The sequence below is a fragment of the Flavobacterium sp. AK-301 genome, assembly GCF_058310215.1.
Map to the genome: position 1 here is coordinate 298,021 of NZ_JBZEES010000001.1, position 18,045 is coordinate 316,065.

The 18,045-nt window shown below is 32.7% G+C and carries 16 protein-coding genes; 12 read left to right on the top strand and 4 right to left on the bottom strand.

From position 1 onward, the window contains the following. The first annotated feature begins 162 nt into the window (after window positions 1–162). The 6 genes from AC4FQX_RS01375 to trpA all read left to right on the top strand — a co-directional run bounded on the left by AC4FQX_RS01375 (window position 163) and on the right by trpA (window position 5,581). Complete coding sequence (locus AC4FQX_RS01375) at window positions 163–729, top strand: anthranilate synthase component II (RefSeq protein WP_491165868.1); 567 nt, start codon at window positions 163–165, stop codon at window positions 727–729. A gap of 103 nt (window positions 730–832) precedes the next feature. Further along, complete coding sequence (gene trpD, locus AC4FQX_RS01380; protein ID WP_491165869.1) at window positions 833–1,822, top strand: anthranilate phosphoribosyltransferase; 990 nt, start codon at window positions 833–835, stop codon at window positions 1,820–1,822. A 119-nt stretch (window positions 1,823–1,941) separates the two neighbouring features. After that, window positions 1,942–2,730 (top strand): indole-3-glycerol phosphate synthase TrpC, encoded by a 789-nt coding sequence (trpC, locus tag AC4FQX_RS01385; RefSeq protein WP_491165870.1) that lies wholly within the window; start codon window positions 1,942–1,944, stop codon window positions 2,728–2,730. 85 nt (window positions 2,731–2,815) lie between these two features. Beyond that, a complete protein-coding gene (locus tag AC4FQX_RS01390) occupies window positions 2,816–3,442 on the top strand; it encodes a phosphoribosylanthranilate isomerase (RefSeq protein ID WP_491166303.1) in 627 nt (208 codons plus the stop codon). Between the two features lie 10 nt (window positions 3,443–3,452). Next, entirely contained in the window at window positions 3,453–4,637 is a 1,185-nt protein-coding gene (trpB, locus tag AC4FQX_RS01395; RefSeq protein ID WP_491165871.1) for a tryptophan synthase subunit beta, read from the top strand. Window positions 4,638–4,819: 182 nt separating this feature from the next. After that, on the top strand, window positions 4,820–5,581 hold the full coding sequence (gene trpA, locus AC4FQX_RS01400) for a tryptophan synthase subunit alpha (protein ID WP_491165872.1): 762 nt from the start codon (window positions 4,820–4,822) through the stop codon (window positions 5,579–5,581). A gap of 97 nt (window positions 5,582–5,678) precedes the next feature. Here the strand turns inward: trpA and AC4FQX_RS01405 are convergent, their stop codons facing one another. Both AC4FQX_RS01405 and AC4FQX_RS01410 read right to left on the bottom strand, forming a co-directional pair. Next, entirely contained in the window at window positions 5,679–6,437 is a 759-nt protein-coding gene (locus AC4FQX_RS01405) for a jacalin-like lectin (protein WP_491165873.1), read from the bottom strand. Window positions 6,438–7,126: 689 nt separating this feature from the next. After that, complete coding sequence (locus AC4FQX_RS01410; protein ID WP_491165874.1) at window positions 7,127–8,254, bottom strand: phage tail-like protein; 1,128 nt, start codon at window positions 8,252–8,254, stop codon at window positions 7,127–7,129. Window positions 8,255–8,778: 524 nt separating this feature from the next. Between AC4FQX_RS01410 and AC4FQX_RS01415 the strand changes: the two genes are divergently transcribed. From AC4FQX_RS01415 to AC4FQX_RS01430, 4 genes are read left to right on the top strand one after another with little or no spacing between them, the layout of a single operon-like run. Next, entirely contained in the window at window positions 8,779–9,396 is a 618-nt protein-coding gene (locus AC4FQX_RS01415) for a TetR/AcrR family transcriptional regulator (RefSeq protein ID WP_491165875.1), read from the top strand. Next, window positions 9,393–10,721, top strand: coding sequence for a TolC family protein (locus tag AC4FQX_RS01420; RefSeq protein ID WP_491165876.1), 1,329 nt, complete (start codon window positions 9,393–9,395; stop codon window positions 10,719–10,721). The genes AC4FQX_RS01415 and AC4FQX_RS01420 overlap by 4 nt, the downstream gene beginning before the upstream one ends. Window positions 10,722–10,736: 15 nt before the next feature. Then, a complete protein-coding gene (locus AC4FQX_RS01425) occupies window positions 10,737–11,816 on the top strand; it encodes an HlyD family secretion protein (protein WP_491165877.1) in 1,080 nt (359 codons plus the stop codon). 1 nt (window position 11,817) lies between these two features. Beyond that, entirely contained in the window at window positions 11,818–13,404 is a 1,587-nt protein-coding gene (locus AC4FQX_RS01430; RefSeq protein WP_491165878.1) for a DHA2 family efflux MFS transporter permease subunit, read from the top strand. A gap of 199 nt (window positions 13,405–13,603) precedes the next feature. Here AC4FQX_RS01430 and yaaA read toward each other — a convergent pair whose 3' ends face one another. Then, window positions 13,604–14,362, bottom strand: a complete 759-nt coding sequence (gene yaaA / locus AC4FQX_RS01435) for a peroxide stress protein YaaA (protein ID WP_491165879.1) — start codon at window positions 14,360–14,362, stop codon at window positions 13,604–13,606. Window positions 14,363–14,607: 245 nt separating this feature from the next. Here yaaA and AC4FQX_RS01440 point away from each other — a divergent pair, with 245 nt between their 5' ends. Beyond that, the gene (locus AC4FQX_RS01440; RefSeq protein WP_491165880.1) at window positions 14,608–14,988 is read left to right on the top strand and encodes a ribosomal maturation YjgA family protein; all 381 of its coding nucleotides are present in this window, start codon (window positions 14,608–14,610) and stop codon (window positions 14,986–14,988) included. Between the two features lie 18 nt (window positions 14,989–15,006). Here the strand turns inward: AC4FQX_RS01440 and AC4FQX_RS01445 are convergent, their stop codons facing one another. Next, a complete protein-coding gene (locus tag AC4FQX_RS01445; RefSeq protein WP_491165881.1) occupies window positions 15,007–16,107 on the bottom strand; it encodes an SWIM zinc finger family protein in 1,101 nt (366 codons plus the stop codon). A gap of 629 nt (window positions 16,108–16,736) precedes the next feature. On the opposite strand from AC4FQX_RS01445, the gene AC4FQX_RS01450 reads away from it, so the two are divergent. Further along, a complete protein-coding gene (locus AC4FQX_RS01450) occupies window positions 16,737–18,026 on the top strand; it encodes a DUF937 domain-containing protein (RefSeq protein WP_491165882.1) in 1,290 nt (429 codons plus the stop codon). The last annotated feature ends 19 nt before the right edge of the window (window positions 18,027–18,045 follow it).

An 18,045-nucleotide genomic window follows, 5' to 3' on the forward strand; every position in this document is an offset into this window, starting at 1 on the left:
CAATGTGCGATATTTGTAGAGGTGCGTTTTAACGCAGCTGTATCAAATATTAGATATATAATATTTCAAAAGCCTTTGTGAACCTAGTGTAAGTCTTTGCGTTCTTTGCGGTTAAAGATAAAGCCTCACATTTTACATAAAACATTTTACAACCAAAAAACAATGAAAAAAATATTAGTTATAGATAATTACGATAGTTTCACTTATAATCTAGTTCATTATCTGGAAGATCTGGATTGTGAAGTAACAGTTCTGAGAAATGATGAAGTTTTTTTAGATGAAATAAAAGCTTTTGATAAAATATTACTTTCTCCCGGTCCCGGTATACCGAATGAAGCCGGCATGTTAAAACAAATAATAGAAACGTATGCTCCTACTAAAAGTATTCTGGGAGTTTGTTTAGGACAACAAGCGATAGGAGAAGTTTTTGGAGGCAAACTAATCAATCTTGAAAAAGTATATCATGGTGTTGCTACTAAAGTAAAAATAATAGTAGATGATGAAGCTCTTTTTGACGGTCTAGAAAAAGAAATCGAAGTGGGACGTTACCACTCCTGGATTGTCGACCCGAATCTTCCCGAAGTGTTGGAAGCAACTTCCGTGGATGAAAACGGACAAATTATGTCCTTACGTCACAAAAAATATGATGTCAGAGGCGTCCAATATCATCCTGAATCAGTACTTACTCCTTATGGGAAAAAGATTTTAGAAAACTGGGTGAAAAGCTGATGTTTAGTATTCAGTTTTCAGTACTCAGTTACAGTACCCAGAGAAACTTTGCGACTCTGCGTCTTTGCGAGCAACAAACTATCAACTATCAACTCATTTTACAATGAAAAATATATTAAACCAACTAATCAATCATGAAACGCTTTCTAAAGAGGAAGCAAAGAATGTACTGGTTGCTATATCAAAAGGAAATTATAATACGAATCAGATATCGGCATTTCTAACCGTTTATATGATGCGTAATATCACAATAGATGAAATGGAAGGCTTTCGGGATGCTTTATTAGAACTCTGTATTCGTGTTGATTTGTCCGACTATAATACCATTGATCTCTGTGGCACGGGAGGTGACGGAAAAGATACTTTTAATATCTCTACTCTGGCTTCATTTGTCACTGCCGGTGCCGGAATAAAAGTAGCAAAACATGGAAATTACGGTGTTTCTTCTATTTCCGGTTCGAGTAATGTAATGGAAAGTTTAGGGATCAGATTCAGCAATAATCCTAACTTTTTAAAACAGACTATTGAAGAAGCTGGAATCTGTATCCTACACGCTCCCCTGTTCCACCCTGCCATGAAAAATGTGGGTACTATCAGAAAGGAACTGGCAGTAAAAACATTCTTTAATATGTTAGGTCCCCTGGTAAATCCTGCTTTTCCGAAAAATCAGATGGTTGGTGTATTTAATTTAGAACTAGCACGTATTTATGCTTATTTATACCAAAACACAAAAGTCAACTTTTCTATACTACATGCTCTGGACGGATATGATGAAATCTCTCTGACCGGTACTACTAAAGTTATATCAAATGAAAGCGAAAAAATGATTAATCCTTCTGATTTTGGAATCAGCGCTTTACAGGCTCATGAAATTGAAGGAGGTAATACCATTGAAGAATCAGCTCAGATATTTATGGATGTCATCTCCGGAAAAGGAACAGAAGCACAAAGTAATGTCGTTTGTGCCAATGCAGCAATAGCAATAGCAACTGTAAATAAAACGGATTATAAAGAAAGTTTTGAAAGCGCAAAAGAAAGTTTACGAAGTGGTAAAGCACTAGAAGTATTGAAAAAATTACAACAATTTAAATAAATAAAATGTCTTTAGTAAGATATAAAATATTTTCCATTCATTATGCTTAAGCTTGTGAGTATCACAGACTTTTCACATCTTACTAAAACTTTTCACATCTTACAATAAACAAAAAACAAATGACTATTTTAGATAAAATTATAGCAGATAAATATAAGGAAGTAGCTTTAAAGAAATCAATCATTCCGGTTTCACAACTGGAAACTTCTGTTCTATTCGAACGAAAGGGCATTTCATTAAGTCAGAATCTACGAAAAAGTAACTCCGGTATTATTGCAGAACATAAAAGACGCTCTCCTTCAAAAGATGTTATTAATTATAGCTTCTCTGTTGAAGAAGTGGTAAAAGGATATGAAAATGCAGGTGTTTGCGGAATATCTGTTTTAACGGACGGTAAATACTTTGGTGGTTCTCTGGATGATCTTGTTCTTGCCAGAGCAACTGTAAATATTCCTTTATTACGAAAAGAATTTATTATTGATGAATACCAGATACTGGAAGCAAAAGCCTATGGAGCAGATGTTATTCTTTTAATTGCAGCTGTATTAACACAACAAAAGATCAAACAATTATCTGTTTTTGCTAAAAACATCGGACTGGAAGTACTACTGGAAGTACACAGTTTAGAAGAACTGGAAAAATCCATTATGCCGAGTCTGGATATAATAGGAGTAAACAACCGTAATCTGAAAACATTTGAAGTAAGTCTGGACAATAGCAAAACACTAGCTTCAAAAATCCCGGATAACTTTGTAAAAATATCAGAAAGTGGCATCAGTACAGTTCAAGCAATTAAAGAATTACAATCATACGGATATAAAGGATTCCTAATCGGTGAGAACTTTATGAAAACAGATAATGCAGGAGAAAGCGCAAAACAGTTTATTAATACGATTAGTAAAATGTAAAATGTTTTACATTCATTACGCTTAAGATTTTGATTATCAAAGACTTTTTACATTTTACATAAAACATTTTACACAGAAAAAAATGATAAAAATTAAAATATGTGGAATGAGATACCCTGAAAATATTCTTGAAGTAAGTGCATTACTTCCAGATTATATGGGGTTTATTTTCTGGAAAAAGTCAGCACGTTATTTTGATGGTATTATTCCTGAATTACCAAAATCTATCAAAAAAACAGGTGTTTTTGTTGATGCTGATCTAACAGAAATTCACAGTAAAATAAAACAACATCAGTTACAGGCAGTTCAGTTACATGGTAATGAATCTCCTGAAACATGTAAACAATTAAAAAAATTAGTTCCTTCAATTGAGATCATTAAAGTATTCTCAGTAAAAGATAATTTTGATTTTAATATTTTAGAACCTTTTGAAAAAGTTTGTGACTATTACCTGTTTGATACAAAAGGTAAATTACCGGGCGGAAACGGATTTACTTTTGACTGGGAAATATTAAAAAAATACCCTTCCTCAAAACCTTTCTTTCTCAGTGGAGGAATTGGAGTTGAAGAACTAAAAAGAGTAAAAGATATTCTAAAAACCAGTTTACCGGTTTATGCTATTGACCTGAACAGTAAACTTGAAACAGAACCAGGATTAAAAAATATAAATAATTGTAAAGAAGTATTTCAACATCTTCTTTCAGACAAATAAATAATACTATATGAAAACATATAATGTAAACGAACAGGGGTTCTATGGAGAATTCGGAGGGGCTTTTATACCAGAAATGCTTTATCCAAATGTAGAAGAATTACGCCAGAACTATCTTTCTATAATGCAGGAAGCCGATTTTCAAGAAGAATTTCAGCAACTATTAAGAGAATATGTAGGACGTCCTACCCCTCTCTATTTTGCAAAACGATTATCTGAAAAACACCATACAAAAATCTATCTAAAAAGAGAAGATCTGTGCCACACCGGAGCACACAAGATCAATAACACAATAGGACAGATATTACTGGCAAAAAGACTGGGTAAAACCCGAATTATTGCTGAAACAGGTGCAGGACAACACGGAGTAGCTACAGCCACAGTATGTGCTTTAATGGGACTGAAATGTATTGTATATATGGGAGAAATAGATATTGAACGTCAGGCTCCAAATGTTGCCCGAATGAAAATGCTGGGTGCTGAAGTTCGCCCTGCAACATCCGGCTCTAAAACATTAAAGGATGCTACAAATGAAGCTATTCGAGACTGGATCAATAATCCGGTAGATACTTATTATATCATCGGTTCCGTTGTAGGACCTCATCCTTATCCGGATATGGTAGCCCGTTTTCAGAGTGTGATTTCAGAAGAAATCAAAAGCCAACTTATGGAAAAAGAAGGAAAAGAAAATCCGAATTATATAATTGCATGTGTAGGCGGAGGAAGTAATGCGGCAGGTGCTTTTTATCATTTTCTGGATAATAAAAACGTAAATCTTATTACGGTTGAAGCAGCAGGAAAAGGAATTTATTCCGGAGAAAGTGCTGCAACATCAGTATTAGGTAAAATAGGAATCATTCATGGAAGTAAAACACTGTTAATGCAAACCTCTGACGGACAGATTACAGAACCCTATTCTATTTCTGCCGGACTGGATTATCCGGGAGTCGGACCTATGCACGCACATCTATATCAGAGTAAAAGAGCAGAGTTCCTTTCTATAACGGATGATGAAGCCATGCAGAAAGGATTAGAACTATCAAAAACAGAAGGAATTATTCCGGCAATAGAAAGTGCACATGCATTAGCTGTTCTGGATAAAAAACAATTTAAACCGGATGATATTGTAATAATTAACCTTTCAGGACGTGGAGATAAAGACCTTGCTACTTATATAACTTACTTTAATTTTTAATAGAAGTTACAAAGTATTCCGTTTTCAGTACTCAGTCACAGTATTCAGTACTCAGTTACAGTATTCAGGAAGACTTTGCGAGAAAAAGACAAAAGACAAAAAAGTCAAGAAGTGAAGAATTCGGTTTTCAGGACTCAGTTAGCAAAGAAAACTATCAACTAAAAACTATCAACTAATTAAATATGAATCGAATCAATATAAAATTACAAGAAAATAAAAAAATACTTTCTATCTATTTTACTGCCGGATATCCATCCGTTAACGATACAGTAAGCATTATCGAAAACCTGGAGAAAAGTGGTGTTGATATGATTGAAATAGGATTACCGTTCAGTGATCCTTTAGCAGATGGACCAACAATACAGGCAAGTTCTACACAAGCTCTAAAAAACGGAATGACCACTCAGTTATTATTTGAACAACTAAGAGATATTCGAAAAACAGTCAAAATTCCATTAATTATTATGGGGTATTTTAATCCGATGCTACAATACGGAATTGAAGATTTCTGTAAGAAATGTGCTGAAACGGGTATTGACGGATTAATTATCCCGGATCTTCCAGTTGCTGTTTATGATGCTGAATACAGAACTATTTTTGAAAAATACGGGCTAATCAATGTTTTCCTTATTACACCGCAAACTTCTGAAGAACGCATCCGATTCATTGACCGTGTTTCTGATGGTTTTATCTATATGGTAAGTAGTTCCAGTGTAACCGGAAGCCAAAACGGTTTTGGCAGCAATCAGGAAAATTATTTCAAACGTATTGCTGACATGAATCTGAAAAACCCACAAATCATCGGTTTTGGTATCAGCAATGCAGAAACCTTTAAACAAGCGACATTGTTTGCTAAAGGTGCTATTATAGGAAGTGCTTTTATCCAGTTCCTGAAACAAAATAAAATCTCCGAAATTGAAAAATTTATTACTAAAATACAATAAGTTACAGCAATAAAAAAACAAAGAGGCTACCTAAAAAGATAGCCTCTTTATCATTTATCGTTAAGTATATTTCTTTAAATATTTTATTTTAAAGAAATTATCTTTGACGAAAAGTATGGAACCCTAACTGGTTAACATATTGTCCTGCATTTCCAAAAAACCCAAAAAGCTGATATCCTGTTGTAAAAAATTCTGCTTTTGAAACAGTAGAATTTTTTCCTCCACTGCCACCATAAGTATAAACATTCTTGTTTGTAATAAAAGTAATATTTTCAACAGATGATGAATTATATTTCACTCTAATACTCATAATAATCTCTCCACTACCCAAATACAACCAATGTTCTGTACCTTCTTTTCCTCCATACTCTGGTGAACTAGATATTTTACCTTCATCGCTAAACCAATGAAATTGCAGTGCATTAATATAATTTCCGGATCTAATCATAATCAGTCTTAAGTTTCCCGTTTTTTCTACCGAATAGCCTAATAGATCAGTATCAAATGCTGTACCGCTTCCCGTACCTCCATATGGACCTAAGGGCTTTCCCTTAATTGGTATCCACTCATTATTTTTACTTTTATCTTTATCTCCACCTATTAAATATCCGGTTAAGTATTGTTCAGTTTCAGCAGAAAAATCCGGTCTGTTAAAATCATGATAAACATTTTTACCTTTAAATTCCTCTTGAAGTTCATTGATAAATTTTAAATAATTCGTCTTCTCTTGTTCAACTGTAATATTTTCATTACTTACAGTGCTAATCTCCGATAAAGACCCTTCATTTTCACTACTACACGAGAATAAAAAAATACCCGATAGTGCAACTGATAAAACAATAAATTTTGTTTTCATAATTATAAATTTTTAAAATTAATAAGCAAACATAATCAAAAATAAATAATTCAACTAAATTTTTACTAAAAAAATGAATTAAATCAAAGAAATTATGCTTTTAAGTATCATTAAAGCATACAGGTAATTAAAAAAAATTAAAACTAATAATTACTATTTTTTTGCTAATCTGAATCTGAAAAACCCACAAATTATTGGTTTTGGAATCGATAATGCAGAAACTTTCAAACAGGCTACTCAGTTTGTTAAAGGCACTATTATAGGAAGTCCTTTATTTCAGTTCCTGAACCAAAATAAAATCTCTGATATTGGGAAATTTATTAGCAGAATACAATAAGTGACGGAGATAAAGAGTAACAAAATTGCAAAAACCGGAAATAACGAAGTAATAAATTAAATAACACTATATTTTATCAATCCTTTTGATTACTGTCTGAATTTTTTAATTTAAACTCGTCCTGACTTTTTTGATTGAAGCGAAAAGTAGGAGTTTTTGTTTTAAATTTTAGCTTTTCCACACTGCATAGTAAAAGTTATGGGACAAAAAAATAAATCCACTGATTCAATATAATCTTATTATAAAACCCATCAATTATTTCAAGGCTGTACATTCAAAATTATACTAAATAAAGATAAGGTCATTTCATATATGAAATGACCTTATCTTTATTTAGTATATTATAATTTTTCTATAATTTCCAGAAAAACATTGACGATCTATCTGCCTGAGTTGAATAATTAGTCCCATCGCTACCATTATACAAGGTCCAATGAGGGAACGAAACATCAGAAGCTCCTGATATCTTAAAATAAATCTGATCACCTATTTTTCCAGAAGCAGTTAGATTTACAGAATATGTATTATTTTCATAATTAGATGGTTTAATCACTGTTATTTCTACTATATCTAATATATCATCAGTGTCTACATTCCTTACATTCTTATTTTTTGCTTTCATTGCACATAAATAATAAGGAGCTGCTGAGACTGTGCCTTTGGACAATGGTCCGTATAAACGAAAAGAAAAAACATAGGCTCCGGTTTCAGGTAATTCTATAAACTCTATTTTTGTATTATCATCTTTACGCCAATCGAAACATACTCCTCCTTTTCCAAGATGCGCATTGCTACTTCCTCCTTCAATTGCTAATCTTTTATGCAAAGTATATTGAACAGTTGACACAAAACCGGCACCTCCGATATCCATCTCTCCGAGTTTTTTATTCAGAAATTGTATTGGAATATTTTTTATTGGATTAGGACTGCTTGTCAAAGGTTTACCTGTAACTCTATAAATAAGTTTACCTGTATTACTTGTCTGTCCCGGTTGTAATGCAAAAGTAAGTCCATTATATGAATATGGCTCACCCTCTGAATAAAAACCTCCATTACCTCCAACATATCCCACTTCTAAAACACCATTATACTCAACTTCTATATTATATTCATTTGGAGTAAGCACGGCACTTTTAGGTACTAAATTTCCATTAATTTCAGGTTTTATGGTACTTCCACTAATGAATAATCTCCATCTCGTCCCATTCCAATATACATAATCTTGGATTGGGAAATCTTGATTATTACCTGTATTATAGACAACAAGCCCTATAGCAGGCTCTTTAATAGTAGTTATATCCATTTCTCCTTTCAGGGTAACCTGTGGAAACAATACACCCTGGTTATTACTATTAATATCTAATATTGCCGAAACATGTGGACTCAAGGTATTAATTCCTACTGAATTAGTAGGTATTTGCGAATACATAGAAACGAAAAAAAAGATTCCTGTGAATAAGATAATTTTTCTTTTAATCATAATCTAACTTACTTTATTAATTTATTATCTAACTATCTGACATAGTTATATGTACCAAAAACAGAAAATATTGACAATACTTTTATTTCTTTTTAATTTACACTTTATCATCAATTAAGATAAAAGGCAAAAACCAGTAACATAAGTACTAAATCTATCTAATGTTTCTTTAACAATTTTTATATTTTATATGTATTTTTATTTAATACAAAAAACCTTTATAAAAACACAAAATATAAAATATAAATCATTTTTTTTGTTATATTACAAAACAAATATACTACAAAAACACAATATATAATTGTTTATATATATTGATTTTTTAAAATATTAGTAATTTATAATATTAGTAGATTTAGATAATATTAAATACTTAAAAGCTTTTAATCAAAACCTACAAGAAATTAACAAACAGATTAGCTTTATTTAAACTTTGTTAAATTTATGTTAAATTATAATTTTAAACAAACGTTTAATTTAAACACTTGTTTAATTTTGTCCACGTAATTTTTTACAAATAAAAAATGAGTGAATATAATACAAAACAAATCCAGATATTAAATGTAGCAGAAACGCTGTTTGCTGAAAAAGGATTTGACGGTACTTCAATCAGAAATATTGCCAAAACAGCAAAAATAAACATTGCTATGATTTCTTATTATTTTGGCTCTAAAGAAAAATTATTAGAAACATTGATTATATACAGAACTTCAGATCTAAAATTACAATTAGAAAACATATCAAAATTAACTGTATCTCCTCTCGAAAAAATAGATAATCTTATTGAACTATATATTGATCGGTTAAATCAAAACCGAGAGATCTACAGAATTCTCTACACTGAATTCTCTTCTAATAAAAGATGTCTTGATTTTAAAAAATTTACAGCAATAAAAAAATATAATATTGCTTCGCTACAAAGGATTATTGAAGAAGGTCAAGAAAAGGGAGTATTAAAAAAAAATATTAATGTTTTGCTCATTCATCCTACTATTATGGGAACCTATTTTCAGTTCTACATTAATAAACCTTTCTATGAGAAGTTATTAAATTTAAAAACAGATAAAGATTTTGATAATTATATAAACACAGATTTAACTAAACACATTCAACAAACCATCAAAGCACTTTTAATTATATGAAAGACAATCATTTTCTGCTTTGTGTTCTTTTTTTGTTTGGAATCTTTACCGTACAAGCACAGGAAAAGAAGACCATGACATTAGAAGAAGCTATCGATTTAGCTCTCACACAAAGCACCGAAGTCAAACTTGCTACTACAAAAGTAGCCACAAAACAGTTTGAACTTCAATCTGTAAAAAACAATCAATACCCTGATTTCAAATTATCCGGACAATACAAAAGACTTACTAATGCTAATGTAGATTTAAAATTGCCAAATTCCGGTAATGGAGAATCTGGTACTTCACCAAAAGTGAATCAACTGTTACTGGGACAGGCAAATATCTCTATGCCTCTTTTCTCAGGATTTAAGATCAAAAATAGTATCGAAGTTTCTAAGGATCTCTATCAAGCAGAAAACTTCACCGCTGCTCATACTAAAGAGCAGATAGCAGTAGAGGTCGTAAAAATGTATGTTGCTTTATACAAAGCACAAGAATCCGTTACCTTAATTGAAGAAAATATTAAAAGTGCACAACAACGTGTAAACGACTTTTCTGCAATGGAACAGAACGGGCTTCTTGCCAGAAACGATTTATTGAAAGCTCAATTACAAGTATCCAATTTTCAGGTATCATTAGATGAAGCTAAAAAGAACGTCAATATTATGAACTATCAACTAGCAACACTTTTAAAGTTACCGGAAAACACAAATATTAATCCCTCCGAGAATACCTTTAATACCCCTTTAAATTCGCCTTCAGCGAGCGAAGATGAAGCCATCCGGAACAGAAATGATCTGGAGGCTTTACGCTGGCAGCAAAAGGCTTCTGAAAGTAATGTGAAAATTGCCAAAGGAGCTTATTATCCTTCCTTATCCCTTATGGGAGGATATATTGCACTGGATCTTCAAAATGTTATGACTGTTACTAATGCCATTAACTTTGGCGTAGGAGTCTCTTATGACCTGGCTTCTATCTTTAAAAATGGAAAAGAGGTCAAAGCGGTAAAAAGCAAAGCTTTTGAAACAGAACAGGCAGTAGAACTACTTACAGATCAGGTAAAAGTACAGGTACAACAAGCAGAAGAAAATTATAAATTATCAATAAAACAAAATAATGTATATAATCTGGCTGTAGATCAGGCAATCGAAAATTACCGAATCGTAAAAGATAAATATGATAATGGTCTTGTGGATACTAATGATCTGTTAGAAGCTGATGTACAACAATTACAATCAAAAATAGATCAGGCTTTTTCAAAAGCCAACATTACACAAAAATATTACGAGCTACTTGCTTCTTCCGGAAAATTAACCCAATCATTCAATACTACAAAAAATTAAATCATAATATTATCCATGAAAAAGAAACCGACCAATAAAAAGTTTGTCATAATTCTAGCTGCTCTAGTTATATTAGGTGGTGGTTATGGAATCTATAAATATATTCACTCCCTTTCTCACGAAGGTACTGATGATGCTCAGATAGAGAAAAATATGAATCCGATTATTCCAAGAGTAACCGGTTATGTTACTAAAGTTCATGTAAAAGACAATGATTATGTGAAAAAAGGAGATACTCTTTTTACAATTGATCAGAAAGATTATCTGGTAAAAGTAGAAGAAGCAAAAGCCGCATTAGTAGCTGCTGAAGGCAGTTTTGAAGTTGCAAAAGCAGACGTGGGAAGCGCTCAGGCTAACGTTTCAATATCTGATGCAAATTATCAATCTGCCGGAGGTAATCTGGAATCTGCCAAAATAAAACTCTGGAGAGCTAAAAATGATTTTGAACGTTTTGATAATCTGTATAAAAATCATTCCATTACAAAACAACAATATGAACAAGCTCTGGCAACAAAACAAGAAGCTGAAAATCAATTGAAAATTTTACAACAACAACAAACCGCCAGTAATTTTCAGAAAAACGCTGTTCTGTCCAAATCGAATGTAACCAATAAACAAACAGAAGTAGCTGCCGCAAATATCAAAAAAGCACAAGCTATGCTGGATGCAGCACTGTTAAATCTGGAATATACTACAGTAACCGCTTCTATTGACGGACAAATATCTACAGTAGATATTCAACCGGGACAATTAGTACAACCTGGACAAGCTTTATTTTATATCATTAATAATGAAACAGCCTGGGTAGTTGCAAATTTCAAAGAAACACAGTTAAACAAAATGAAAGCAGGACAAAAAGTCACTATCAAAGCAGACGCTTATCCTGATACTAAATTCAAAGGAACCGTTTCTTCTTTTTCTCCCGCTACCGGAGCTCGTTTCTCTTTACTTCCTCCTGACAATGCTACAGGAAACTTTGTAAAAACAATTCAGAGATTACCGGTCAAGATTACATTAGACTCTGATAATGATGCCGAAAAAATAAAATTATTACGTCCCGGAATGAATGTGGATGTAGATGTATATCTAAAATAAAATGACAGCAACGGTAGAAGAAGACAGTTTAGTTGAATATGGTGCCAGAAGAGTTATTATCACAATTACAGCCGTACTTTGTGCGTTACTGGAAATTGTAGATACAACCATTGTCAACGTAGCACTAACAGATATGCGCGGAAGTCTTGGGGCTACCCTGACCGATGTTGCATGGGTAATTACAGCATATGCTATCGCTAATGTAATTATAATCCCAATGACCAGCTGGTTGTCACAACAATTTGGGCGAAGAAATTATTTTGCTGCTTCCATTATTATATTTACTGTTTCCTCTTTTCTTTGTGGAAATGCAAATAATATATGGGAATTAGTTGCCTTTCGTTTTGTACAGGGAATGGGCGGTGGTGCTTTATTAGTTACTGCACAAACCATTATAACAGAAAGTTATCCTATTGCTAAACGAGGAATGGCACAGGCAATCTATGGAATGGGGGTAATTGTAGGTCCCACATTAGGTCCTCCATTAGGAGGTTATCTGGTAGATAATTATTCATGGCCTTATATATTTTATATCAACATACCATTAGGAATTATTGCTACTTTACTAACACTATCCTTTGTAAAAAGCCCAAAATACGGAGAAAAACTGAAAGCAAATCAAGTGGACTGGTGGGGAATCATATTTCTCGCTGCTTTTATCGGCTCATTACAGTTTGTACTGGAACACGGACAACAGGATGACTGGTTCAATGATAGTCTGATTGTAACCCTAAGTATAGTGACTGTATTTGGTCTAGTGTTATTTATATGGAGAGAAATGACCTATAAATATCCTATTGTGAACCTCAGCGTTCTAAAAGACGGAAATTTAAGAATCGGAACTATTATGTGTTTTATTCTTGGATTTGGATTATATGGTTCTACTTTAATATTACCGATTTATACTCAGTCTGTTTTAGGATGGACCGCAACAGATGCCGGACTTTTACTGATCCCGGGATCTATTACTACAGCAATTATGATGCCTTTTATAGGTAAAATGATACAACGAGGTGTTCCTCAGATCTACATGGTTGCCACCGGATTTTTTATATTCTTTGCTTTTACCTTCTGGATGCATAATGTCATCACTCCGGATACCGGTGAAGAGCATATGTTCTGGCCTTTGATATTAAGAGGAATGGGATTAGGTCTACTATTTGTACCCATAACCACTCTGGCACTATCTACCTTACAAGGGAAAAGTATTGGTGAAGGAGCTGCTTTTACAGGGATGATGCGCCAGTTAGGAGGATCATTCGGTATTGCGATCATTACCACTTTTATAACCCGATTCAGTCAGGATCACCGCGTAAATTTAGTTTCTAAACTGGATGTAAGCAAATTTGAAGTACAACAAAGAGTACATCTGTTACAACAAGGATTTATGGCAAAAGGATTTAGTACAAATGAAGCACTTGGAAAAGCACATCAGGTATTAGAATACTCCGTTATGAAACAGGCTACTGTACTTTCTTATATGGATATATTCATGTATCTGGGACTAATGTTCCTAATCTGTATTCCTTTTGTACTACTTTTAAAGAAAGGAAAAAACAAAATCAATCCTGCTGATGCAATGCACTAAGCAATTGATAGTTTTTAATTGATAGTTGATAGTTTTAAAAAAGTTTAAAGTTGCTTAACAGAACGATTCAAAACATTATTTTTTATTTATATTATCCTAACAGGTTTTTTTAACCTGTTAGGTATGTTTTAAAGAATCAATAATTGCATAATATAGATTTCAATTATCAATTATCAACTACTAACTATCAACTAACTTCTCACCTTGTAAAAACCAATGAATTTCCTTCAGACAGATTGACATCAAAATGGTATCCTTCATAATCGAATCCTTTTAATCCATCAATCGTTTTTACATTATTATCTATAATATAGCGTACCATCAGCCCTCTCGCTTTTTTAGCATAGAAACTGATAATCTTTAAATTCCCGTCTTTATAATCCTTAAATTCAGGTGTAATTACTGGAACTTTCAGAGTCTTAACATCTACAGCATCAAAATATTCTTTACTTGCCAGATTCACAAAAAGCTCTTTGTCTTTTAATTCATTATTAAGTGCTTTTGTAATTTCTTTTTTCCAGAATTCATACAGATTCTTATGTGTTCCGATCGGTAATTTTGTTCCCATTTCCAAACGATACGGCTGCATCAGATCTAGTGGTTTTAACACCCCGTATAAACCAGAAAGAATACGCAGACTATCTTGCAGTTTATCCAGTTTATCCATAGGAATGGTATAAGCATCTAATCCGGAATAGACATCACCGTTAAAAGCAAATACCGCAGGTCTGGCATTATCAGGTGTGAATGGTGTTTTCCATTCCTGATTGCGTTGCCAGTTCAATTCACCTAATTTATCTGAAATATGCATTAATTCAGATAATTCTTTTGGAGATTTTTCCTTTATTATTTTATGGATTACCTTTGATTCTTTTAAAAAAGAAGGTTCTGTAAATTTATTTGTTGGTAATTTTGTTTTAAAATCTAATGATTTTGCAGGAGATATAACGATTTTCATTTCAGACTGTTTTATTACGCCAAAAATACAAATTCAATTTCAGATTAACAGAATCCGCTCTTCGATTCTGTTAATCACAGTATTGTAAAAACTGATAGAATAACCGTCTACAGTAAAAGCAAAAAAGAAATTTTATTACCAATTTAGTAACTTACATTTTATCTCTTTTATAACAGAATATTTTAAGTACTTTTAAACTAAAAAACTATTTATTTATCCAGATAGATAAAACAAATTATTTTATTATGACATTTAAATTTGACTGGAAATCTTTTCTAATCTTTTTACTGATACTCTTTATTGAAATAATAATAGGTCTATATATAAGAGATGCGATTATAAGACCTTATGGAGGCGATGTTCTGGTAATACTACTAATCTATTACTTCATAAAATCTTTTATAAAAACGAAATATATTTATATACTATCAGGAACACTTTTATTCGCCTATAGTATAGAAATTGGTCAATATTTCAGTATGGTTGAAGTATTAAGATTACAGGATAATACATTTATGTCCATTATTTTAGGAACCTCTTTTTCCTGGGGTGATATACTCTCTTATTCCTTAGGAGCATTAATTTGTTTTTTTATAGAAAGAAAAAAAAAGAGTAACATACACTAACTATATTGCTCTTTAATTTTACATACGTTCCGTTTTAAAAGGAAGACGTCTGTAAAAGTGCTGTTTATCATTCAGATCATAACCCAGAAGTCCCATAGAAGATAAACTAGCAGTAAGACCCTCCATGGTATCAAACTGAAGATCTTTTTTAATCGATAACATTCCCGGATCGAATATCTCATTAGATTTCAACAGACTATTCAAACCATAGACCCATTCCGGAGACACTTCTTTTATTATATTTTTCAATACAGCTCCTTCTCCGGAAAAACCTCTGTAAGCATCCGGTGAAAAAGCCATCGTCAAACGCATAATTCCAAATTCCGCTACAATTGCACAAGTTTCTTTATCCTGTGACTGATATACCTGAATCCCTTTTACAAAAGGCAGAATCCCTTCCAAAAGTCGTAATCGCTGTACACCTCCCACTCGTACAGAATCAACATTAGCAATAGGAGAAAACATAAACTTCCCTGCCCTTCTGGTAATAAAAAAATCTCCTTTTATATTTCCTTTCGGAATACTCTGAAACAACTGAATAGTCTGCAATCTGTCCAATTCAAAAGACAAATCCATATCTGCAAGATACAGCTGAACACTGGCTAATCCTTTGATCCAACGTAAAGGCAGTTTTACTTTTTTCTCTGTAACTTTTACTTTTGAACCAGCAACCTGTATATCATTATGTCCTACTGATAAAACAACTCTCTCATTCTTCTGAATCCCATTCAGAGCATTCAGCATCAGTACATTAAAATCAATATTTGTAGTTCCACTGGCTATAAATTCGCCATCCACAGCCTCCGGCAACATATCTAAACGCACATATACACCCTTACAAGATGAAAACCCTTCAAAACGCAAACGATTTGCTCCTGTCGAAACAATAGGATCACGAAGACTCGCCGGAATCAGACTAAAACTGGAAAGCACCACTTTAGAAATAGTTGTCCAACACTTTGCCGTTAAATAAGGATCAGTAAGACTTCCCCGGAAAAAACAGGGAATAGCATTTACTTCCTCAATCTCTGTCTGATGTGCTAACACTAATTTATTTCCTTCTTTACTTTTATTAAAAGCCGAAACTCCCTGATAATTGTATTCTAAATCCGCTAACATAGTATCTCCTTTTTAAATTAAAAACTTCATCTTAGATTTATTACTCACTTAAATAATTCCTTTTAAACCGGTATCCGTATTTAAACTACTAATTACCTCTAATCCTTTCTCAACTACTTTTATAATTTGTTTTTTGAAATTCTGAAAAATCCATCAATAAATAAAAGAGGCTTACTACCCTCATTATTATTTTGTATTTTGAAACAATTGTTTAAATCTCTGTTCTCTTGAGACATTTATTATTAGTTCTTGATTTTCCATATGTTACAATAAAACCATCTCCTGCAACGATTATATTCCGAAATTTATCAAACTTGCCCTCTCTCTCTTGGTAAACAAGTTTTTTCTTCATTACCAATTCTCTTTAAAAAAACATATCCTTGCTATTTATTGAAGCCATTTAAACAATTTTCTAATATAATGAAAAATTAAAGAATATAAAAGCCACATAACAGATGAGATTTTGTAACTAAAGTAAGCACTCCGCAAGTAAAAACTCTTCCTTCCATACGCATACAGCTCTCGCTAAACCATTGTAAATTAAAAATTTAATATAATTTTTGTTATTTTTCAAAACAATATGCCTACTTTTAACATATTAAATAAACCCAATCTTAAATTTAATTTTTATGGAAAATCTATTTGGCTCATTAACTAAACTTATTTCACCAGAAATAGTTTCTAAAGCATCAGAAGTATTAGGCGAAGACAGTACTAAAGTGTCTTCAGCTATTGGTGGAATTGTTCCAGGTTTATTGGGAACTATTCTGGAAAAAGGAAATAATAATCAGGAACTGGAATCCACCCTTAAAAAAGCTGGAAATTCTGATATATTATCTAATATAACCGGATTATTTTCAGGAGATTCCGATTCAAAAACACAAAAAATCAGTTCCGGTTTACTTAGTTCTCTTTTTGGAGATAAATTAGATGCTTTTACCTCTCTAATCTCTTCCTCCTCGGGTGTTTCCACTTCAGGAGTAGGAAAATTACTTTCCATGGTTACTCCTTTAATCGGAGGAGTTTTAGGAAACAAACTGAATTCCGGTCTCAGTATGTCCGGATTATTAGGGCAGTTAAGCTCAGAAAAAAGTAGCTTCTTATCTGCAATTCCATCAGGACTAACCAGTATATTGGGAATCTCCTCGTTAGCCGGTTTAGGTAGCTCTTTTTTAAGCAGCTCCGAAAATAAACTAAAAGACATTAAAGACGATGTCAGTGGTAAAGTGGGGCACACCATAGATTCTCTTGAAAATACTGCTAAAGGAGGAATGGGATGGTTAAAATGGTTTATACCTCTTGTAATTCTGCTATTCTTAGGCTGGTGGCTACTAAGCAAAAATAGTTGCTCAAGTGATACTAAAAACATAGAAGGTACTATAGAAGGCACCACAGAGTCCGTTATTGAAGGAGCAAAAACATCTGTACAGAGTGGAATAGACAAAATAAGTAAAGAAATTTCTTTACCAAGCGGACTGAAATTAACCGGTTTTGAAGGAGGAATGGAAGATCAAATCGCTAAATTCTTAACTTCTGATGAATACAAAAATGCTACTCCAGAAGAATTAAAAGGAAAATGGTTTGATTTTGATGCTATCAATTTCAAATTCGGAAGCGGTACTGAATTAACTCCGGAATCTGAAGCACAATTAAAAAATGTTGGCGCTATTCTGAAAGAGTTTAAAGGTGCCAAAATAAAAATAGGTGCCTATACCGATAAAAAAGGTGATGCCGCAGTAAACCTTAAGATATCAGGAGAAAGAGCCAATACAATCAAAAACCTGTTAACAAAAGATGGTTTTGGAAGTCAGATTGTAGGTGCCGAAGGATATGGTTCTGAATTCGCTAAAGTAGATGCAAATGCATCCGATGAAGAAAGAGCAAAAGATCGAAAAATAGCAATCCGTTTTGAAAAATAAATCGGAATAAAAACAAAAG